Source organism: Pedobacter sp. FW305-3-2-15-E-R2A2 (genome assembly GCF_038446955.1).
GTDB lineage: Bacteria > Bacteroidota > Bacteroidia > Sphingobacteriales > Sphingobacteriaceae > Pedobacter.
Map to the genome: position 1 here is coordinate 3,370,830 of NZ_CP151803.1, position 21,979 is coordinate 3,392,808.

21 protein-coding genes are annotated in these 21,979 nt (G+C 40.3%); 12 read left to right on the forward strand and 9 right to left on the reverse strand.

Going from position 1 to position 21,979, the window contains the following annotated elements; translation table 11 throughout:
• Position 1: 1 nt before the first annotated feature.
• Both AAFF35_RS13350 and AAFF35_RS13355 read right to left on the reverse strand, forming a co-directional pair.
• Positions 2–2,365, reverse strand: coding sequence for an ABC transporter permease (locus AAFF35_RS13350; protein WP_342333012.1), 2,364 nt, complete (start codon positions 2,363–2,365; stop codon positions 2–4).
• A gap of 130 nt (positions 2,366–2,495) precedes the next feature.
• A complete protein-coding gene (locus AAFF35_RS13355) occupies positions 2,496–3,062 on the reverse strand; it encodes an RNA polymerase sigma factor (RefSeq protein WP_342333013.1) in 567 nt (188 codons plus the stop codon).
• Between the two features lie 204 nt (positions 3,063–3,266).
• Here AAFF35_RS13355 and AAFF35_RS13360 point away from each other — a divergent pair, with 204 nt between their 5' ends.
• Positions 3,267–4,133 (forward strand): universal stress protein, encoded by an 867-nt coding sequence (locus AAFF35_RS13360; RefSeq protein WP_342333014.1) that lies wholly within the window; start codon positions 3,267–3,269, stop codon positions 4,131–4,133.
• Between the two features lie 41 nt (positions 4,134–4,174).
• Here the strand turns inward: AAFF35_RS13360 and AAFF35_RS13365 are convergent, their stop codons facing one another.
• Entirely contained in the window at positions 4,175–4,891 is a 717-nt protein-coding gene (locus tag AAFF35_RS13365; protein ID WP_342333015.1) for a hypothetical protein, read from the reverse strand.
• Positions 4,888–6,279 carry a hypothetical protein gene (locus AAFF35_RS13370; protein ID WP_342333016.1) on the reverse strand — a complete coding sequence of 464 codons (1,392 nt, stop codon included), beginning with the start codon at positions 6,277–6,279 and terminating at the stop codon, positions 4,888–4,890. The genes AAFF35_RS13365 and AAFF35_RS13370 overlap by 4 nt, the downstream gene beginning before the upstream one ends.
• Positions 6,280–6,479: 200 nt before the next feature.
• Here AAFF35_RS13370 and AAFF35_RS13375 point away from each other — a divergent pair, with 200 nt between their 5' ends.
• On the forward strand, positions 6,480–8,606 hold the full coding sequence (locus tag AAFF35_RS13375) for an FUSC family membrane protein (protein WP_342333017.1): 2,127 nt from the start codon (positions 6,480–6,482) through the stop codon (positions 8,604–8,606).
• A 56-nt stretch (positions 8,607–8,662) separates the two neighbouring features.
• Here the strand turns inward: AAFF35_RS13375 and AAFF35_RS13380 are convergent, their stop codons facing one another.
• The 3 genes from AAFF35_RS13380 to AAFF35_RS13390 form a co-directional block, all read right to left on the reverse strand.
• Complete coding sequence (locus AAFF35_RS13380) at positions 8,663–8,911, reverse strand: hypothetical protein (protein ID WP_342333018.1); 249 nt, start codon at positions 8,909–8,911, stop codon at positions 8,663–8,665.
• Between the two features lie 32 nt (positions 8,912–8,943).
• Positions 8,944–9,306, reverse strand: coding sequence for a nuclear transport factor 2 family protein (locus AAFF35_RS13385; RefSeq protein WP_342333019.1), 363 nt, complete (start codon positions 9,304–9,306; stop codon positions 8,944–8,946).
• A 113-nt stretch (positions 9,307–9,419) separates the two neighbouring features.
• Positions 9,420–10,262, reverse strand: coding sequence for a VOC family protein (locus AAFF35_RS13390; RefSeq protein WP_342333020.1), 843 nt, complete (start codon positions 10,260–10,262; stop codon positions 9,420–9,422).
• Between the two features lie 144 nt (positions 10,263–10,406).
• On the opposite strand from AAFF35_RS13390, the gene AAFF35_RS13395 reads away from it, so the two are divergent.
• A complete protein-coding gene (locus tag AAFF35_RS13395) occupies positions 10,407–10,865 on the forward strand; it encodes a hypothetical protein (protein ID WP_342333021.1) in 459 nt (152 codons plus the stop codon).
• Between the two features lie 3 nt (positions 10,866–10,868).
• Here the strand turns inward: AAFF35_RS13395 and AAFF35_RS13400 are convergent, their stop codons facing one another.
• Positions 10,869–11,822 carry an AraC family transcriptional regulator gene (locus AAFF35_RS13400; RefSeq protein WP_342333022.1) on the reverse strand — a complete coding sequence of 318 codons (954 nt, stop codon included), beginning with the start codon at positions 11,820–11,822 and terminating at the stop codon, positions 10,869–10,871.
• A 99-nt stretch (positions 11,823–11,921) separates the two neighbouring features.
• Between AAFF35_RS13400 and AAFF35_RS13405 the strand changes: the two genes are divergently transcribed.
• Both AAFF35_RS13405 and AAFF35_RS13410 read left to right on the forward strand, forming a co-directional pair.
• A complete protein-coding gene (locus AAFF35_RS13405; protein ID WP_342333023.1) occupies positions 11,922–13,073 on the forward strand; it encodes an NAD(P)/FAD-dependent oxidoreductase in 1,152 nt (383 codons plus the stop codon).
• Positions 13,074–13,542: 469 nt separating this feature from the next.
• Positions 13,543–15,123, forward strand: a complete 1,581-nt coding sequence (locus AAFF35_RS13410) for a discoidin domain-containing protein (protein ID WP_342333024.1) — start codon at positions 13,543–13,545, stop codon at positions 15,121–15,123.
• Between the two features lie 229 nt (positions 15,124–15,352).
• Here AAFF35_RS13410 and AAFF35_RS13415 read toward each other — a convergent pair whose 3' ends face one another.
• Entirely contained in the window at positions 15,353–16,141 is a 789-nt protein-coding gene (locus AAFF35_RS13415) for a hypothetical protein (protein WP_342333025.1), read from the reverse strand.
• A gap of 380 nt (positions 16,142–16,521) precedes the next feature.
• Here AAFF35_RS13415 and AAFF35_RS13420 point away from each other — a divergent pair, with 380 nt between their 5' ends.
• From AAFF35_RS13420 to AAFF35_RS13450, 7 genes are read left to right on the forward strand one after another with little or no spacing between them, the layout of a single operon-like run.
• Positions 16,522–17,472, forward strand: a complete 951-nt coding sequence (locus AAFF35_RS13420) for a hypothetical protein (protein WP_342333026.1) — start codon at positions 16,522–16,524, stop codon at positions 17,470–17,472.
• Between the two features lie 2 nt (positions 17,473–17,474).
• Positions 17,475–17,969: a hypothetical protein gene (locus AAFF35_RS13425; RefSeq protein WP_342333027.1), complete on the forward strand. Its 495-nt coding sequence runs from the start codon at positions 17,475–17,477 to the stop codon at positions 17,967–17,969.
• Positions 17,966–18,547 (forward strand): hypothetical protein, encoded by a 582-nt coding sequence (locus AAFF35_RS13430; protein ID WP_342333028.1) that lies wholly within the window; start codon positions 17,966–17,968, stop codon positions 18,545–18,547. The genes AAFF35_RS13425 and AAFF35_RS13430 overlap by 4 nt, the downstream gene beginning before the upstream one ends.
• A 21-nt stretch (positions 18,548–18,568) precedes the next feature.
• A complete protein-coding gene (locus tag AAFF35_RS13435; protein ID WP_342333029.1) occupies positions 18,569–19,807 on the forward strand; it encodes a hypothetical protein in 1,239 nt (412 codons plus the stop codon).
• On the forward strand, positions 19,795–20,160 hold the full coding sequence (locus AAFF35_RS13440; RefSeq protein WP_342333030.1) for a type II secretion system protein: 366 nt from the start codon (positions 19,795–19,797) through the stop codon (positions 20,158–20,160). The genes AAFF35_RS13435 and AAFF35_RS13440 overlap by 13 nt, the downstream gene beginning before the upstream one ends.
• The gene (locus AAFF35_RS13445; RefSeq protein WP_342333031.1) at positions 20,111–20,623 is read left to right on the forward strand and encodes a hypothetical protein; all 513 of its coding nucleotides are present in this window, start codon (positions 20,111–20,113) and stop codon (positions 20,621–20,623) included. The genes AAFF35_RS13440 and AAFF35_RS13445 overlap by 50 nt, the downstream gene beginning before the upstream one ends.
• A gap of 2 nt (positions 20,624–20,625) precedes the next feature.
• A complete protein-coding gene (locus AAFF35_RS13450; RefSeq protein ID WP_342333032.1) occupies positions 20,626–21,765 on the forward strand; it encodes a type II secretion system F family protein in 1,140 nt (379 codons plus the stop codon).
• Positions 21,766–21,979 lie beyond the last annotated feature (214 nt).

Genomic DNA, 21,979 nt, shown 5'->3' on the forward strand with positions numbered 1-21,979 from the left:
TCTATTCATACCTGATGGCATCTATAGGGTTTGCAATGGCTACCCTTATGGCTTGATAACTTACCGTAAGGTAGGCAATTATTAGGACTGCTAAGGCAGAGAGCAGGATCATAAATGCGCTGATCTCTATTCTGAAATCGAAATTGGAAAGCCATAAATTCATGAGCTGATAACTTATGGGAATACTGATCGTGATGGCGATCAATACCATTTTTACAAAATCCCAGCTGAGTAGGGTGACGATGCTGGTATGACTTGCACCCAGGATTTTTCGAACCCCGATTTCTTTAGTTCTCAACTCGGCACTATAGGCCGACAAACCGAGGAGACCCAGGCAGGAAATCAGGATGGCAAGTCCGCCGAAAAGATTGGAGAGCATAGAAAGTACCCGTTCGCGTTCAAATTTTACCTGGTACAACTGATCTACAAAAGTGAGTTCTACGGGATAAACAGGATTCAACTCTTTTGTTAACTTACTGATGGTGGCTAAAGCGGTTGTTGTATTTTGTGTACGACTCAGTCTCATGGTAATCACGTTAGGGATGGAGGAGATCCAGCCAACCACCATTGGCATTTCTTTTTTGCCCGGATCCGCCCATATGATGTCCTGAAAAACACCAACTATCGTTCTTTTTGTTCCAAGGTAAAGCACTTTTTTTCCAATAGGATCGGTGATGTTCATTGCTTTAACCGCAGTTCTGTTTAACAGAATTGCACTGCTGTCGGAACTGATTTTTTTATCAAAATCTCTTCCCAGGAGCACTTTTATACCTGTCGTGCGGCTAAAGTCGTCGGTGGTGATGATTTGATTAAAACTTAGTGTCTTTGCGGATGGCGACATGCCTTCCCATTCCAATCCACTGGTAATCGAGTTTTGTGTAGATATGCTGGATGTTGTTTTGCACATCGCGGTTACTGCACCAGATTGCAGCAGACGATTTTTCAGGGATTCATATTTTTGAAAAAGCATTCCTTCCATGGGCATTTCTACCAACGCATCGCTATTATATCCCATAGGTCTGTTTTTAATAAACTGAAGCTGTTTATAAACGACAATCGTACCTGTGATGATAAACATGGCAAAGCTGAATTGAACAACTACTAAAATTTTTCTAAGGGTAATGGAAGAGGAGCCCTGTCTTACTTTGCCTTTTAAAGTATTTACCGGGTCAAATGAAGATAGAAAAAATGCGGGATAGCTTCCTGATATTATTCCGGTAAGTAATATGGCGATCGTTACATATGCCCAATTCAATTTGTCCAGGCTGGAAAGGCTCAGTCTGGTGTTTAACAAAGAATTGAATAAGGGTAAGCTAATTTCAACAATCACTATGGCAATGATGAAGCTAAACATCACCATAAGAACTGATTCTAAAAGAAACTGACTGATGAGTGAGGCCCTGCTTGCACCTATTGTCTTTTTAATTCCTACTTCTTTAGCCCGTTTCCCCGCTTTTGCAGTAGCCAGGTTCATAAAGTTAATGCAGGCAATCAGTAAAATCCCAATCGATAAGCCAATAAAAATACGTACCTGATCAATTTTACCTCCGGCGGGTTTTCCGTTCACAAATTCACCATATAAGTTGTTTTTTAGGATCGGGTAAATGAAAGGTTCATTCATGGATTTATCATTGTGCTTATGTAGGATATTTTTAATTCTCAGATTGAAATCATCAACTTTTACACCTGGTTTAAGGCTAAGCAAGGTATAAAACGAAAAATTGTCCCATTGTGCTGCTTTTGGAAAAATGCCCTGGTTCTCGTTCAATGATACCAGGCTTTCGAAGCTGTAGCTGATGTTTTCCGGGAAATCTTCTATGATGCCTGTTACGGTCAGACTGGCAAAATTCATGAACTTTATCGCCTTGTTAAAAGCGCTGGTATGAGGGAACAACTTATGAGCAGTACTTCGGGTTAGAATAATGGAGTTAGGGCGCTGAAATGCCGTTTCTGCAGTCCCGCTTATGAATTTATAACTTAATATTTTAAGAATGTCAGGCTCCGCTAATCTGTTTTCAACTTTAACTCCTGTATTTCCATTTACCAGTAATGTTTTGGTTGGCCAGGTGATGAAGGCCGTATTTTTTATACCGGAAATTTCGGCTTTCATGGCTGCAGCAAGAGAATTCGGACTGAGGTCGGTGGTGCCGATTATTTTGCCGGCATGGTCCAGACTGTTGGCCTTTACCTCATATATGTTTTCGGCATCCTGATATTGGGTATTGAATTTCCACTGGTTGGCAACATACAGTAAAAGCAGGAGAGCAGCTGCAATTCCAATCGCTAATCCACCAAGATTGATCAATGTAAAACCTTTATCTTTTAACAGGTTTCTCCAGGCTATTTTAAAACTTAGTTTTTCCATGAATTGCTTTATGCCAATGGAATGCCAAATTAGAAGATTGATGTTGAGGGAACTGACCAGAACAAATCTAATGATTTTTTGGAACGATAATGTGCGTTTACGAACAGCGAATGTCCGGTATCGGACAGGATTATTCGTAAATTTTCAATATTTTTTTTAGCTGGATCCGGCCAACATGCATCCTTGTTTTTACGGTTCCCATCGGAACACCGGCTTGCTTTGCAATTTCCCAATATTTATAGCCATCAGTATACATTTTAAAAGGCAGCTGAAGATCTTTAGGTAGCTTGGATAAGGCTGTTTTAATGTCGTCATTAATAAACTTTGACTCCGCTGCATTTTCAGTGTGATTTGAATACAAAGAGGAATCAGCGGCATCTTCATTAGGATCGAATATGGTCCGGTTAAGTGCTATTTTTCGGTAATTGTTGATGTAATTGTTCTTCATGATAACAAATAACCAGGCTTTCATGCTGGTTCCGGTTCTAAACTTCTGCCAAAACCTCAATGCCTTGATCAAGGTATCCTGAACCAAATCATTGATCTCCTGATAATCAGAACTGAACTTTCGTGCAAATTTTCTTAACGAAGAGATTTCTGCAATCAGCAGGTTGTTGAATTCGGAAGTTGTTATTGGATTTACCGGGGTCAAACGGGCTTGGGTTGATATCGGGGAAACGCTGGATGATTCTGTCATATGCTTATTTTAGATAAATATTTGTTCTGGTTTAGCTTGTGGGCTGTGCTATAAAGTTCAGCTAAAATGAAAATCATAAACATGATGCAGATCAGTTTAATAGGTGACCTGTGTCAGTAAAGGCGATGATGTGGGTCATAGCTTCCCGGAAACCTATTCAGGATATTTGATGTGGTTAATCTTTTAATTAGTCGTCGAGATCATATGAAAACAATAGTTTTATTAACAGACTTTTCCGAAAGTGGCAATCATGCCGTGGAGTACGGTTATCATCTGGCAAAGTTTTTACAGTTAGACGTCCTTTTATGCAATGCCATTTTTGTTCCGGTTCCGGCTGCCGAGGCGGGAGGCTTCGTCTGGTCAACGAATGGATTTGACGGGCTGATTGAAGATAGTAATGAAGAGTTGAAGCGCTTAAAGAAACATTTTGAACATACCGATCATTCCAGTGGCTTTCATCCGCAGATCAGTTGTGTCAATCAAACGGGTAGGCTGACAGATGTACTGGAAAATGTAATGGGTATCTGTGACGCAGAGATGGTGGTCATGGGAACTCACCGCAAAGGTCTTGGACATTTTCTGCTGGAAAATAATACCAGAAACATGATCAATTCTGCAACTTGTCCGCTTTTGCTTGTTCCACCTGTGGCCAGCATGAGTAAAGTAAAGAAAATCGCCTATGCCACTGATTTTAGCTATCCCGAGCAGGATGCGAAAGTCATTGCTCAGCTTGTTCCTTTGGCCAGCGCATTCGGAGCCGAGATCCTGGTCACCAAAGTACATACACTTCATGAGGAAAGAGCGGATCACAGGAATGGGGTCAATACCATCCTTACAAAAGTTAAAACCCAGACCAGCTACCCGGATATTTTCTACAAACCTATAGAAAATGAACAGGTAGGAACTGGGCTAAGTTTGTGCTGTGAAGCGGAGAAGGTCGACTTACTGGTGATGGTACATCGTTCACACGACTTCGTCGATGTTATTTTAAAAGGCAGCGATACCCAAAAAATGGCGAAACATACCAGCATTCCATTGCTTGTCTTACCAGATGCTAATGGTAAAAATTAGTAATGTTTTTTATGAAATTGGAAAAACATTACTAACGGACGCTAATCTTTGACGGAGACTTTTGTTGGTTTTATAGTATATATTTTGGTGCTGCTTGATGCTGATCCCATTGCATTTATTTGCATTGCTTTATAATATATTCTGTAATTCCGGTCAAAGACTTGATTTAGTACGGTAGAATCTACATTGTTCCAGTGTAGGCCCGCGCCCCCATCAATGGCCTTTTTTTGCATTTTCATGGCAAATTCTGCACCTGATTTATTTTGGAACTTATAGTCTATCTGCTTCGCAGAAAGCGTAGATTGTATAATAAAGTATCTATTGTTATCCTTCCAGTTAATATTTGAATTTTGCACCAATCTATCTATTTCGTCGTTATTTATACTTTCTGATAGTCCCTGACCTATTTTTGTAGAAACTGAAACTTCCTTATTATAATTGGCTTTGATTGTAGTGTCGGTCGGATTAAGAAATAGAAACTTTAAAAAACCTCCACCTTTCTTAAATTTCTTCTGATAAGTTGTTGGTAAGAAAACGAAACCTGTATCAAACCTGGAGGGTTTTAGCGTGGTAACTTCCCATGGAATATCTTCCCCATCCTTGATCCTGAAAACCAGTCCTGGAGCCCAGGATGTTCTGGGATATGAAAAGGCTTCAAAGCCAAGGTCAGGCGGTGGTGGTGGGTTTACTTTTTTAGAACAAGCAGATATACTAAGTGCAATCATGCAAAAAGTAATGATTTTGATCATTGTTTTCATCTATATTTTTGGTTTAAAGTGTCTCGTAATTTGTAGGCATTTAAAAAGGCATCACCAGATATAGCGTTCATTTCACGCAGGGCAAACAGCATCCGTTCTGCCAATATCTTAGTCTTTTCCTCATAGTCATCGATATCATGTTGTTGATAATATGGATGGCTAAGGAGTTTACTTATCTGTCTTTCGATTAGTTCAATACGGATTTCGGTAGGGGGGTGGTCCTTGCTTTTAATGGCACTACCGAGTGAAGCAAAGCGTTTCAAGTTGTTTAGATCCCCCTTGCTCTGGATGATTTGCATAATGGTTTGGTAGTCACTTTGGGATAGCTTCGGAGGTTGCATTCCATTTGCCATTACATATTGACCATCTTCATATATTTTAAGCGTATTGAGGTAGAAGAGTCCGCCATATAAAAGATATTTGTTCCATCCCATTTGGAAGGAATCTTTCTTTCCGTTTGCTGTGATATCGCAGAGAATTTCCTGACTAAGGCTGTCTGCCTGAAGTTCATTTTGCCAGGACTGAAGGTTTAACGCGTCGTTCATCAGTTCATTTCCATCTTCGGCGTCGATTTTGTGCTTTAAGAGTGCATGTGAATATTCATGGCCAATTAAAAAGGTCTCATTGGCATTGTTCCAATACTGTACGGCCTTACTTACAAAATCCCTTCTTAGCCAGGGCTGAGTTTCCATAAGCAGGGAGTCATTGATCGGGAATTTAGGATAGTTAAACTCAAGAAAAGTGTAGAGAAAGTTCATCGGTATTTCCTCAGCGCTTCGAAGGGTACTTTTAATGATACTCGTATCAGGTATATCTATATTTTCATTGCTGTTCTTGTAAAACTGAAGCGCCACCTTTCCCATCTGATGACAAAAAGTAATGTATCTGGAATGAATCAATATGAGGTAATCGTTTTTTGCTGACTTTCTTTCCGCTTCTATTGAGTTGTGGTAATAGGTTCCATATTTAGGCGAGTAGTTACTTCCGGGTAAAATGGTCTTAGAACTGGATTCTATTTTCCGAATTAACGGAGTATATATCATATATTGAAGGGGATCTTGAAGTGGCGTTGGATAATTTAATGGGATGTAATCATAGAAGAGCTTTTTGTAAAAGGCTTTTTCTTCTTCTCCGAGTTTTCCGGTTATTCTTTCCATTTCTGAAATATAAAATGAAAACGCATTGGGCTTGGTAAAGTGCTGGAAACCTGCTCTTTTTAAGGGGGATTGATCGGTGTCACCAAATTTCCGTTGGATGGAGTCGATGGCACGGTAGGTAATGTCGATATCTGATAGGTATACCGTTTTTTTTGATTGCTCCTTTTTGAGGCTGCAAGATGAGCATAAATGAAACAATATGAGAGATAAGAACAGATGATATCCTTTCATCGAAAATTCATTTAATTGATGAACTAATTTAATATTGAGTATTAATAAGTAAAATACTTAATATTAGGTATTTTACAGGTCTGTGAAATTTCAAGGAGGTATATGGTATCTATAGAATCGTAGAAAAATAACATCAACTTTAACCACATTCGGTTTTTATACAATAGTTTTGCCGGGAAATAATAAATTCATATCATAATATGTTCAGTAAGGGGTTGGTGAAACGGGATAACATAAAAGCCAGGTTGATCAGTTTAGTTTATGGAGAGTATTTTACTGATGCCCTGCGCAATACGATAACGATTGTTTTGCCTTTTGCCTTGCTGTTTTTTTACCACCAGCCCAATATGGCCATAGGAGTGGGGGTTGGTGCCTTGCTGATTAGCCTGACAGATGCACCTGGAAACAGGGCAAATAAATTTAAAAGTGCCATCATCAGCATTGTATCCTTCTTTTTTACCGCCCTGATTATTGCCTTATCGCTGGGCAACCATTGGTTTACAGCAGGGAGTATTTTAGTGCTGTCTTTTGTATTTTCTATGCTCGCCATTTTTGGCAGCAGATTGGCCTTAACAGGAACCATGGCCATTATCCTGGCTATTTTTACCCTTGGTTTACATCCTGTCGACCCGCTATTATTTAGCTGGTACATCTTTCTTGGCGGTTGCTGGTATTACCTGATCAGCCTCATTCAGATTGTCATCTGGCCTTACCGTTCTTTACATCAGGCTATCTTTGAATGCATCACTACGACTTCGATGTTTCTAAAGTCCAAAGCGCGTTGTTATGATCCGGAGGTGCCTTTGGATGAGTGTTATAGTGAAACGATTGCTTTGCACATCAAGGTGAATGAAAAACAGGAGCTGGTGAGAAACCTGCTGCTGAGTGACAAAGCAGCAATGAAACCAACGAATGAGCGGGGACAACAATTGTTACGCACCGCGGTAAGCGTAATTGACCTGTATGAGCAGGTTACTGCCATTCATTATGACTATGCCGATGTGAGAAAAGCGCTGGATAAAACCGGAGCCCTGAACCTCATTATTGAACTGATCGAAATCCTGTCGGAAGAGCTGGAGGTGTTGAGTGGTATTTTCTTAAGGCCAAAGAAAATTCTGCCTTCTCAGCGCTTTCTTAAATTTGAGCATGCTAAAACGGAGCTCCTGAAGATTGCAAATACAGAAGCCGGGACAAATTCCCAGATCCTGCAAAAAATAGTGAGAAATATGGAAGACATTACCTTACATATTCAGGTCATAAAAGGGGATCAGCCCATGTCTGCCATTCATCCGGACCTCAGTTGGAATGACATTGTTTACGAAGATTTTCTTTCTCCTCAGCTGTTTAAACTGAGTTCGCTAAAGCAACATTTTTCTTTTAGCTCGGCGATTTTTAAATTTTCTTTGCGATTGGCACTCTTATGTTTCTTTGCCTATCTCATCACTTTAATATTCCCTTTTGGGAAATACAGTTACTGGCTGCTGCTTACTATTGTTATCGTTGCAAAGCCGAGGTTTGGTCTTACCTGGAAGAGAAATATAGAACGTTTATCCGGCACTTTCATTGGGGCGGTAATCGGAATTGTTTTGCTGCTGCTGATTAAGCAAGTCGTGGTGTTGCTGATCATCTCTGCATTTATGCTGCTTGGTTTTTTTACGTTCAACCGCATCAGGTATTCGATCAGTGTACTGTTCATCACCTCCATGGTAATTTTATGTCTCAGCATTTACGATGGCCATACCGATCACATCATTACCGAGCGGATTTTATATACTATTGCAGGTTGTATCATCGCTTTTCTCGCGGCATTTCTATTTCCTTTATGGGAGACTAAAGGTTTGAAAAGTCTGATCTCGAATATTTTAGAGGCCAATAGTAATTATTTACTTAAGGTAAAGGCGGAGCTCTGGGGCACACAGGTGGGAATAACGGAATCTAAGCTGGCCAGAAAGAACGGCTATATTCAGCTGGCTAAATTTTCAGAAGCGCTTCAATACATGCACCTGGAACCAAAAAGCAAACAGGTAGACCTGCAGGGGATCTATGCGGTTCAAATTCTCAGTTACCGCATTAACTCCATCATTGCCTCTTTATCCTTATCTGCAAAGCAAAATATTCAACAGGATTCTGGAATATTATTGGCCTCTGAGGCCTTAAATAACCTGGAATATTGTGTCCAACACAGTGATGGTTTGAGTCTGAATAAACTTAATGAGGTGGTTCATTCCGCTAAAATCGAAGAGGAGCATGCAGGTGAAGGTACTGTACAACATCAGCTAAATCTCTTACTGGCTTTGTCTTTGGAATTGAAAATGTATTTTGTGTAGGGTTTCCCGTCAAGTCATTGGAATAACGCAGTTGCTGTTAATGCCGGGGAGTATCTTTAATTCAGTGTAAATATAAAATCAGCCTCCTTCGTGCTACCAACATAGAACTTTAGCGTAGTTTTAGGTGATTTAATTAATGGGGCCATCGGTCCGATGAGGTCCGAAAACTGCATTTTGAGCAGGTCCATGTCGGTATCTTCGGGTACACGAATCAGGAGGTCGCCGCCGCTGGATCTCACTTGCCAATCTTGAAATGCTTCTTCTTTCTGAAGTAAGGTTTTCCATTCCTGCTGGTACTTTCCCATTGTTTTATTTTTTAATGATTGATAAATTAAGCCTATCCGTGATACACCCTGGAAGCGTTTATTTTTCCCTGACCAATTTCGAGAACTTCGGCGATCAGCATATCCGGTTCGCCTGCTACCGTTCTTATATATTCCATAAAAACACGCTGATCATTGGCGGTGAATGAGGTCGGTTGATAACGCAAAGTTGGTAAACGTTCAAAGGAATCTTTCCACCATTCCCGCAGTGCCGCCTGGCCGCGTACCCATCCTCCGGTTTCCGGTTGCCTTATTTTTAGCTTCGGACTAAAATGCTGTGCATCCTCCTCATACAATGCCAAAAGTGCTTCAAGATCATGCTTGTTAAAGGCATCAAACCATTTTTCGGCAATGTTTTCCAGGATCAGGCTTTCCATATCATTTAGGTTTATGCTGGAAAATTAATCAATTTTTTCCCCTTTCATGGTAAAAACATCACAAAATGCAATGTCAAGTGAACTAAACCTGCCTTATCTATAACGTCAACACGCTAAGCATTTTCCAGATCGGCAATCACCAGTTTTTTCATTTTCATCATTACATTCATCACCCTTCCACTGCGTTCAGGATCAGTAACCCATTTCACTATGTCCTTAGGTATGATCTGCCAACTGATGCCATATCTGTCCGTTAACCAGCCACAGGCCACTTCCTGACCTCCATTGACGGTTAGTTCCGACCAGTATTTGTCAATTTCGTCCTGTGTGTCACATTCCACTACCAAAGATACCGCGTCATTAAACGTGAAGGCATGAGCTGCAGAGCTATCCATGGCCATCACAGTCGTGTCTTTGATCTTAAATTGCGCATGTTTCACGAAATCCGGATTTTCGCCATCTTCTTTACTGTATTTTAAGATGCCCCCGATGCCAGAATGGGGGAATAAATTTGTGTATAAATTAATGGCCTCGGATGCTTTTCCTGCGTTTGAACCTGTAAACATTAATGTCGGGCTAAACTTCTGCGGCGTATCCGCTTTGCTGCCTGTAAATAATTGCCAGGAAACGCCGTATTTGTCTTGCACCCAGCCGTATTTGGGGCTCCAGTCGTAACTGTCCAGTGGCATTAACGCTTTGCCCTGATCGATTAATTTATTCCAATATTTTTCTGTTTCTTCCGGACTTTCAGAAACCACCATAAATGAAATGGAAGGATTAGGCGAAGAAGATGGACCTTCGTTGAGCAGCATAAATTTTTGACCGCTCAATTCAATCTGGATGACAAAAGGGGTGGTCTGACTGATTTTTCCTTCTCCAAAAGTTTGGATATAAAAATCTGATGCTTCTGCAATTTTACCGCTGATGCCCAGACAAGAATAAATGGAGTTTTTCATGGTTTTTAAGCTTTATGGTTAAAGTTTTTGCAATACTAATATACCCATCTTAAAGAAAGGGCATCATGTGCATAACCGACAATAAAAGGGGGGAGTTGCGACATATCTAATAAATTTATGATCTTTAATATTCATCGAATTAAAATGAAACCACTGGTCATTAAAAAATCCTGGAAATCCCTGCCTTTGGAAGTCGTAAATGTGATTCTTTTCGTCTTTCCGGCGATTGTGGTGCTATATTTTTACGAAACGAATGTCATGGTGTTTATACTGCTCCTGGTTTATATGCTTGTGGTATTGGCGATAGGGATTTACGTGATCATTTATTTAAGGCGTCCGCAGGATATCATCATCACAGATGCCGGAGTACAATTTGGCGACAAAGCATTTTATGAATGGCAGGACCTCGAATCCTATAAAATTCTGGAAGAAACCTTTAGATACAGAACTGCAGAAGGGGATAGCATAAACACAACCCATACATTGGTCGTTATACTCAAAGACGGGACTTTACTGCGGGTTGCAACAGGTCATTTAAATAAAAGACCAAACCAGATTATTGCTGCTTTTGACGAAAGGAAAAGGAACGCCTGCCTTCGTTAACGTTTATCCCTTCGATGAATACTGCTTTGGTTTAAGTCCGATATACTTTTCAAATACTCTTGTAAAATGACTCAAATTCGAAAAGCCCAGCTGGTAACCGGTCTCTGATACCGATAAGCCTTTTTCTTTTAAAAGATAAGCGGCCTCCGTCATTCTGAACGACTGGTAATAGTCGTAAATGTTCTTTCCGAAAATCTGTTTGAACAATCGTTTCAATTTCGATTCACTCATGCCGGAAAATTTAGCCAGTTCCTCTAGTTTGGGCGGATGATCTATATGAGCCAGGATTTTATCTTTTACCTGATATATCGTCTTTACATCCGCCACATTAAGCGTATGAGCAGGTGCTTCCCTTCGTTTTAACAATTCTGTAAACAGCAAATAAATCAGCTCTTCTGCTTTTAGCCGGTAAAAGAAATGGGTTAAAGGTCCTGCAGGATCTGTGGTCACAATCTGATTCGCCAGGGCCTGCATCTGCGGTGATATGAGCTCTTCGTATAGAAAAGGCTGATTTCCGTAAATAATGGTTTGAAACAGCACATCCTCTTCCTCTGGATGTAGCAGCTCCTTTAGTAAATCAACATTTACTGCAATGATGATCGTATTGATCGTTGAATTGACTGGGAAAAAATCTTCATAATCAATACCTGCTGTGGTAATCTGGACAAAAGGTAATGGGGGCTTTGTATCGGCCGAAGGATTAAAAAAATCATGAAATGCGATGACGACAACTTTCGTCCCCTTTCCTGAAGCAGATCGTCTGAATACCAAATCTTCTTTAAGCTCGTATTGCCTGATCATCATTCGAATCTGAGGGCCAAGATCGAGGCCCTTCATATAGCCATTTCCCAAATGTTCAGGAAGTTCAACTATCCCATTTTCTACCTTGCTGCCAATCGCTTTTGCAAAGGCACTCAGCATTCCAATGTGTTCCGAAGCGGCAAATTCAAAAATCATATTATGACCATTTACGACTGTTTTTTGAACTAATGTAGCTATTTTATTCTGGTAATGTCAGCTACTTTTGAGTCATCATCAAATAGTGTTAGCATTAGAATGGAAAAAAATAAGAGAATTGCCATCATAGGTGGCGGTCCGGGAGGACTTACACTGGCAAGGCTTTTACAACTCAAAGGAGCAGATGTAAAGGTATATGAAAGGGACTTTGATCAGGAGAACAGAATACAAGGGGCAACACTTGACCTTCATCAGGAATCGGGTTTAGAAGCCTTGCGCAGGGCAGGATTGATGACTGAGTTTTACGCCAATTTTCGTCCCGGTGCTGGAAAGATGCGCATCATGGATAAAGATGCAGTCATTAAAATGGATTGGGATGAACCTGGAGATCTGGTGGACGATCGTCCGGAAATTGACCGCGGTCCTTTAAGAAATATTTTACTCGAATCCCTGCATGCGGATACCGTGGTCTGGGATAGTCAGTATCTTGCCATGGTACAACAGGAAAATCAATGGCACCTACAATTCAAAAACGGAAGTTCGGCCATTGCAGATATCGTGATTGCCGCTGATGGGGCAAAGTCTAAAATCAGACCCTTACTCAGTGCTATTGCTCCGGTTTATTCAGGGATCACGATCGTTGAAGGGAATGTTTATCATGCGGCTCAAAATGCGCCGGCTTTACAGAAGCTGTTGGATGGCGGAAAGATTTTTGCCTTTGGTGAGGGAAAGTCTTTGATATTAAGTGCAAAAGGAGATGGTAGCCTTTCTTTTTATACCGGTTGTAGGGTGGAGGAATCCTGGGTGGTGGATAGTGGAATTGATTTTTCAGATCAATCGCAGGTCTTTGAATGGTTTAAAAAGGAATTTGGTTCATGGGATTTGATTTGGCAGGAATTATTTCGGGGAGAGGAGGTTTCGTTCGTGCCAAGACCTCAATATTATTTCCCATTGGACCAGCGATGGGAAACACAGTCGAATTTAACGATCATAGGTGATGCAGCACATGTCATGCCTCCATATGCCGGTGAAGGCGTAAATATGGCCATGCAGGATGCGATGGAATTGAGCGAATGTTTAAGCAATGAACAATTTCCAACGATAGCTGCTGCAATAGCACAGTATGAAAAACAGATGCTCAGCAGAGCTGCAGCGGTCACTAAAATAACTTTAGATTCAACGGAGATGCTGCATTCTGATGACGCAGCAGAGCGACTGATTCAGATGTTTAATGATTTCGACGGGCACTAAGGATTTCAGCACAGATGCGGGACATTGCTTAATGGCAGTGTTTTATCAATAGATAATTTATTTTTATTATCTTTTTATGATATTTTTTTCCCGAAGAGAATAAGCCCTGATTGTTGACACTTATCTTAATTTACGATTCTTCTCTTCACAGGCAAAGCAAACGGTTGCGTTAGGATTAGCTGTTTTCAGACCTTTTCCTTGTTTTCTATAGAAAACAAGGAAATCTTGTGTGGTAAAAGGCATTCGAAATTCGTATATTTTTTTACGTTCTGACCGCTATAGGGGAGTTGTCATCTGTTTTTTACCGAAAAACAAGCTTGGGGTTGTGAATCAAACGTTTGCGCAACATCTATTGATTCTTAGTCACCTTTTAATCTATAGCTTTATGTAAGCCGCTGCTAAGCAGAGATTTATTGAGCTGAATAGAAACCGCTATTAACCAACCAATCATAATCCTAAACCAAAAACTATGAACAAACTTTCATTATCTGCAATTTTATTGATTGCATCATTGGCCGTTATTGCCAGTTGTAAACGAGTTTCTGATGTCCCTGTAGGTGAAAACCAAAGAGCAGCCAACAAATTCGGTGCTACAGGTGATGGGCCGCAATCGGGAACAAATAACCTGAATGTTGTCTATTTTATTCCATCCGATCTGGATACGGTTCCAGGGTATCAGAAAAGACTGAATGGGGTAATGGTGTACACTCAGAATTTTGTTTCCAAATGGATGAACCACTGGGGGCATACGAATAAAACGGTAGGAATCCCTGTTGACGCCCAGGGGAAACTGAAAATGGCCGTGATCAGAGGTGCTTATCCAAAAGCAACCTATCCTTATGAAGGGGGATCTGGCCAGATGATGACAGAAATCAATGCCTATTATGCGGCGCATCCCGGAGAAAAAACAAGTGACCATATCCTTGTCGTTACGCCAACTTATTCTTACGATGCAAGTGGTTATCCTAGCGGAGGCCCTTTCTATGGAATTGGACGCTGGTGTTTCGCGCTGGACTATACCGGCTTGGATACGCTTAATCTTGGCAAGCCGGACGATAAATATTCGACGATATGGATCGGCGGATTGGCACATGAACTGGGACATGGAATTAACCTTCCTCACAATGGGGGAGCTGAATCGCAAAACCTAACCTTTGGAACCACATTGATGGGGTCTGGAAACAGCACTTTCGGCAAATCGCCAACTTACCTTTCTCCCGCAGATGCAGCAATACTTGCGAATTGCCAGGTGTTCAGTTCTACGACAAGGTCAGACTGGTATGCGGCTCCAGGTTTTCAGCTGACAAAGTTTAGTGCCAAATATCAAAGCGGAAACATCATTGTTGCCGGAAAATTTAGTTCGACCAAAGCCGTGAAAGACATCGCTTTGTACCATAGGATTGCCGCTACTGATGCCGGGGGCTATCGTTCGGTAACTTTTGCGGCCAAACCCATCGGAACGGATAGTTTTTATGTCAGCATGCCGGTAAGCGATTTCAGGGAGAAAGGAAATACGGGTTATGAATTTACAATCAGGTATTGTCATGAGAATGGAAGCATTAGCTCTCAGGTTATCAACTATTCCTTTGCCAATGACATTCCTCAAATCAACATTGCTGATAAGCCAGTTTACAGCAAAACAAACTGGAGCATAACTTCTTATAGTTCGCAGGAGACCGCCAGTGAAAACGGCGCGGCGACCAATGTGATTGACAATTCCATTTCTACCTACTGGCATTCCCGCTGGTCCAGCAGCGCAACGAGCTATCCACATACGTTGGTGATCAATATGGGATCAACCAAAGATGTTAACCGGTTTACTTTCTGGCAAAGAGACTCCAGAAGGGTGAAAAGTATAGAGATCTTAACGAGTAACAACGCAAATACATGGACGAGTCTGGGCACGTTTACCTTGCAGGACACGACAAATCCACAAGATATTATATTGTCGACAGTGAAGAATTTCAGGTATTTTAAACTGAATATGAAATCTTCGTATGATGGGGCGCAGTTTGCAGCGCTTGCAGAAGTCGGTACTTATAAAGATTAATTGTTTTCTCAAATAGGAAAAAAGAAGCTGCCAGATGGCAGCTTCTTTTTTTCGTTTATTCTTATTCAATAGGAAGCAATTCATTGATTCATACGATTTCCAGAGGATATTGCTATAATATGTTTGAAACTTCACCCTTAATCCGGGTATTAGAATCAGCTGCTCTTGATGCTGTATGGCATCCTGATCCGTCGCGGACTGCTACCAGAAGTGTTATCGTTACTGTTTCTTATTTTTTCCTTAGTTCCAGCCTCAATGTCTTGTTATCATTTTCCAGATGGTCTAATTTCTTGTCCATCTGAATCAGATGTAGAGTGAGTTCTTCTATCTTTTCCAAAAGTTTTGCATTCATTTCTCCAAGATCTACACCATTGGCTTTTATATCAGCCGCAGAGGGTAGACCAGGTAAATGACCTTTTTCTTTGATGTGCGCATCTGTTTCTTTTAATGTTGGCAATTCGTATCCTTTTGCGAATACATAATCTGGCCAGTTGTCATTTTCTACTTTTATCTCTTTTGCTCTTATATTTCCATTCACCGAAAGTTTTGAGTCAGGGGTTGTAGTACCAATACCAAGATTGCCATTGGCAAGCATGGTCATATAAAAACTAGTGTAACTTGACCAGGCAAATAAAGGACGGTTATTTACTTTTGATGTTGGTAGCCTGGCATCAAAAACAGTTAGAGGTTTGGTACCATTGTCATTGGCTGTGTTGGTCTGGCTAATTAAATATAATGCAGAAGAATTTCCAGAAACTACGTTAGACCTCATTGCAGGTAGAAATATGTTTGCACCAAATGTGGAGTTCACGAATTCAATATAATCCCCAGGCGCATCTGAAACACGCATTTTTAGCAGGTTTTCGTCGGTGCTTGTAGCAGGGATCAAAATTTCCAATTGAGAGGCTGGAGTAATCGTTCCAATACCTGCCTTTCCTGATGCAGGAAAAATATTAGTTTGGGCACTGGAGATTGAAAAAGAAAAAATCAATCCCGATAATAAAGTGTAATATTTCATATGTTTTTTAATTGCTTTTATCTGATAGATTATAGGCCTTCAAGTTATTTATGGAAGACCTGGAAGAAGTTGAGGGAGGGGCACAGCGTGTAATTTTGTTGAAAAAATAAAGAACGAAGATAGATATATAATTTTATGATTTATAACAGGACTTTTTTTAGTTTTTAAAATAGGTTAATGCTATAGAAAGTCAAATCTATCTCTTTGGCAGAGGAGTGTTCTTTATAACATTGAAAAAGTGCAACCGGGAAAGTTTGCAGAATGAAAAAAAATGCGACGGCATGATGGCAGCACAAATACTGCGGGTGGAAAATTGTATTAGATACTAGTTGTTAATAACCTTGCTGAGGTTAAATCAAATTAGCTATATTTATGGCCTCATGTTAAAAATAAGTAATCTCTCGAAAATAGCACTAATATTAGTTGTGTTGTTTATCGGTTGTAAAGAATTCATCGAACCCTCTATAGAGCGAAAAAATGTGGTATTGCTGGCGCCTTCAAGTGGTGTTGAGTCCATTATATATGATCAGACCTTTTGGTGGGAAGAAGTCGAAGATGCCTTAAAGTATCGCCTGCAAATAGTCACCCCTGGCTTCAATAATACCGTCAGGTTAATTGCAGATACCCTTATAAAGGGCAATAAATTCAACCAAACTCTTGATCCGGGTAATTATGAATGGAGAGTCAGGGCAGAGAACGGAAGTAGTGCTACACGTTATACAAGTGCTGCTTTTACCATCCACCCATCTTCTATGAAGTTACAGCAGGTTCAGTTATCTCTGCCAGCAAACGGGGCCTTGACCAATCAATCAACCGCTGTATTTAACTGGGTCAAGCTCTATGGAGCTGACAAATACAGATTACAGATTGATACCAATAATTTTTCTGATGAGACGAAGCTTTTCCTGGATAAAACGATTCCCAGTCTGGAATATACAGTCACATTTAGCAGGAATAAAGTTTATCAATGGAGAGTACAGGCAAAAAATGATATTGAAGAATCTAAATGGTCAGTCATCAGAAGCATTACATTTGACAATAGCCCTATGGCTAAAGTTTCTCTGATTTCTCCGGCAAACAATGTTGCGGTAACCAAGCCTGTGAATCTGAAATGGGAAGCCTTGACCACCGCAAAGAAATATAAGCTCTTTGTTTACCAAAGCAACGGCAATACACCTTATGACCCTACATTTCCGCTTACTTTAACGGCAACTTCTTATTCTTTTGCAGATGGGCTGACTGGAGAAAAATTGTTTTGGGAGGTCAGAGCCATTGATGGCAATGGAAATGTTGGCCCTGCAGGTGAAGTGAGGAGTTTTACTATCCAATAAATATGGAAGCTGGGAAGAATAAGAAACTTACCTATCTGTTGATTTGTGCAGTTGCGGCAGTCTGGGGGATAATTTTGTATAGAGTCTTATTCAATAACTCAGACGACGACTATCAGTTAAAGGCTCAGCCAGTTGCTAAAAAAACTGAACCTTATGATCAATACGAATTGAAAAGAGATACCTTCAGATTGGCCTTGAATTATAAGGATCCTTTTACTGGTATAGTAGAGGGGCCGGCTAAGCCGGTAGAAACAGGCGCCAAACCAACGAACTTTGTCCCGGCTCCATTTAGACCGCCGATCAACTGGGAAGTCATAAAATATAGGGGGTACGTCATCAATCCGCAGACAAAAAAAGTGGTTTCTATAGTGGAGATAAATGGAAAGGAAAGAATGCTTGCTGAAGGCGAATTTCTGGAAGGAGTGAAACTAATAAAAAATAAAAAAGACTCCATACTTGTGTATTGGCAGGGTAAGCAAAAACATATCAAACAATGATTAAATCAAGCATAAATATTCTAATCCTGACTGCCGTGTTTATCTTTTTCGCCGGCAATGTTTCGGGGCAGCGTAGTGAGAAAGATTTGCTTAGTCATAAAATTATTGTGAATCAGGGTGACTGTACCATTGTAGCCTACGTAAAGCCAGTGAGAGGATGGCCTGTGGAGACTGATAAGCGCTATTATTGGTTTTCTGCTCATCACATCAAAAGTACACAAGGTGGCTATAGCGGACGGTTGTTAAATGGAGATTACAGGGAATCTTATGCCAATAAAAATTTAAAGGAACTGGGCTATTTTTACAAAGGACTGAAAGCGGGAATCTGGAGGAGTTGGAACCGGAGTGGAAAACTAACCGCAGACTATACCTGGAATTTTGGGGAGAAAAATGGAATCTACCATAAATATGACAGCCTGGGCGGCGTTCTGGAAAGTGGGAAATACCGCAATGGGTTGTTACATGGAAAACAGAAAGTTTTTGTTGGAGACAGCACCAGAACAATCTATTATCATAAAGGCAAAGTGTCTGGTCCAAAAAGTATTGTTCCCGGTTTTATAAGACGCATTTTTAATTAATAGAGATGCAGCAAAATGACCATGCTTAAAGCATCTACTTTATATATTGTAGTCATCATTTCCTTGCTGATAGCCATGATCTCTGCGTCATTGCTCACCATTGCATTTTACTACCGGCTGGAAGTTCAAAAAAAGACGAGACTGGACAATTTACTTCACAATGAAAATTCAGGAAGAGAAATTTTGCTTTCTGAGGGGTTTAGTGATTATGATAAGAAGGTCGTGATGGACTTGTTTGCTGACGGGAAAGACAGTTTGGTCTTGAGAAAAGAACTCTGGGGTGTTTATGAACTTGGAATGGTAAAAGCTTTTGAACTTAAAGATACGCTGAAACGTTCTTTTTTGATTGGTAACGTCTTTTTGGATTCCAACGTACTTTACCTTGCGGATGAAGACCGGCCACTTTCGCTGAGTGGTAAAACGCAGCTTGTTGGTGATGGGGAATTGCCTAAATCAGGGCTCAAACAGTCTTATGTGGACGGAAAACCCTACGAAGGGAAAGAGTTGATCAAAGGCAAAATTACGGAGAGTAACAGAAATGTTCCTCCCCTGGATGAAAAACTGATACAGCAGTTGGAGCAAAATTTTAAGCCTGAGAAGGGGCTGCCGTTTAATGTGCGTGACTCCATGGTCAATTCCTTTTTTAATACCGTTCAGTTGTATCAGCTTGAGCTGAATCAGCCGGTGATTGAGGATACGAAATTGAGGGGGAAAATCATACTTGTTTCTGATACTGTAATCACCATTGCTGCAACAACTGTCCTTGAGGATGTCCAGATTTATGCTCCAGCTATCATTGTAGCCTCTGGTTTTAAGGGGAGTTGTCAGCTGTTCGCAAGAGATTCTATTGTTATTGGCAAAGATTGTACTTTTGATTACCCTTCTTTTGCCGGGGTTTTTAAGTCGGAGGAAAGTAAAATACAGTCGAAAATTAGTATTGGGGAAGGAGTAACATTTTCAGGCATACTGATGACCTATGAAAAGAAAAGGTCTGACTTGCAGACTATGATTTCTTTAGGAGCGAAGAGCAGGGTAAAAGGGGAGGTCTTTGCGACCGGTTATATCAAGATGGAAAAAGGCCTGACTGTTTATGGAAAAGTTTATGCAAAGCGTTTTATCATGCAGACACCTGCCACGCTTTATGAAAACTATCTAATAGATATTACATTGAACCGTAAACTACTAAGCAAATACTACCTGAGTTCAATCGTATTTAAACGGGCGATCCCTGACAAAAAGGTTTTAAAATGGTTAAATTGAAGCTGAGTACCTTAAAAGCTTCCACACTTCTGGAGGTGATCGTTGCAATGGTGATTATTATGATCGTTTTTGTACTTGCAACAGGGATTTTTGCCAAAGTTATTGGTTCCTCCCCATCAGTGAAGCAGCAGCAGGTCCGATCGCTCAGTTCGGGGATCATCCAGGAATGTTTAGCTCAACGGAATTGGACTGATGAAACTGTTGAAGTTGACAGTATTGTTTTCCAAAAAACAGTCTTGCCTTATGGGAATGATCCAGATCTGTTACAGATTAGCGTATCGGCAATAGAACATGGGAAGGAGATTGGAAAGTCAAGACGGATTGTCAGAAAAGGGAGGGATGATGCTAAATAAGAAATTGCCGGCTTTTACTTTGATGGAAGTAACTATTGCGATGTTGATTGCAGCAATAGCTATTGCCATCACTTTTACGGCCTATAGAATTGTAAGTGGGTCTTATCTTAACTTTACCAGAAAGCAAGATCGGGTGGCCATCTTTATTACCGCAGACAAGCTGTTGAAACAGGATTTTCTTAAAGCAAAAAAGATTGTTAAAGTTCCGGATGGACTGACAATGGAAATGGAAGAAGGTATTGTAAATTATAATTTTAATAATGCTTACCTGCTTCGTGATCAGTTTTCTCTGAGAACAGATACTTTTAAGTTGAAAATTGATAAACTTAACTTTTTATTTGAGAATGAGGCGGCCGAAGAGGGCAGTACGGTAGATCAATGTAGCTTTGAAACAGAAATTGACAAACAGGCAATTTTACTTTATTATCAAAAAACATATAGTGCAAAGGACTTATTTCAATAATTATGCCTTCAATAGATATATCGCAATACCAGAAAAAAAAACGTCCGGATTTTAAACCGGAGGGTAATGACTTGTTTGCATTTCTTAACAAGGACATTAGCTTTGGGAGTAAACAGGTGCCCGATAAAAAGAAAGAAAGTTTATATGTTGAACTAAGCACGTTGTTGCTTTCTGGGATAGATCTTCGGACTGCACTGGAGTTGATCCTGGTGGATCAGGAGCAGGCAAAGGATAAAGTATTGTTTGAAGGAATCAGGGCAAGAATCTTATCAGGATTGGCGCTTTCGGAAGCTTTAAAAGAAACAGATAGATTTAGTGACTATGAGTTTTACAGCATCAGAATTGGTGAAGAAACAGGTCGTTTAGGTGAGGTTTTAACTGATCTGGCCAAATATTATAAGAGTAAAATTCAGCAAAGAAGAAAGATTGTCAGCGCGGTAACCTATCCTGCTATCGTATTGCTTTCTTCTCTTGGTGCAGTTTTCTTTATGATCAAATTTGTGGTACCCATGTTTGCCGATGTCTTTCTTCGCTTTGGAGGCAAATTGCCCTGGATAACAGGGGCAATCATCAGCTTCTCGAATTGGTTTGACCGGTATTTTAGTTTATTCCTGTTGTTTATTATTGTAGTTACAGTTGTCTATTTTCTGAAGAGAAGGAGTCAGTGGTTTAGAAAAATATCTTCTGGTCTGCTTTTGAAAATTCCGGTGTTGGGAGATATTGTAAGGAAAATATACCTGGCCAGGTTTGCCAATACGATGCGTTTATTGGTCAGTACAGACACGCCTTTGTTACGTTCAATTGCACTGGTAAGGCAGATGATCAGTTACTATCCGATTGAAAGCTCGTTGTTGAAGGTGGAGCAGGATATTCTTCAGGGGGAATCCCTACATAAGAGCTTAGCTTCATTTCCCTTTTATCCAGCTAAAATGATCCAGTTAATTAAGGTAGGAGAAGAGGTAAACAGGATGGATTATTTCTTTGAAAAGATTGCCTCACAATATACAGAAGAAGTAGAGTATCGGACCAATACGATTAGCAGTTTACTGGAGCCGTTAATTATTATTTTTCTAGGTTTGGTGGTAGGGGTGATTCTCATTGCAATGTACCTTCCAATGTTCCAAATGAGTAATAGTTTTTGATTTTTTATTTTTCATAAATTATCAATTCTTATTGTGATAATTTACATCTTTGGGCGTAGAATTTGATCCATTGCCTATAACAGAATAGATAAAAAACATGCATTTTATGAAAAATTGCGCTCTTTTTTAATTGTTTAGTTTACGATTCATGGATGTGATGCTGCTGTAAATCAATGCATTGAATGCCATGTTGAATGGGATTCCATTAAGACTA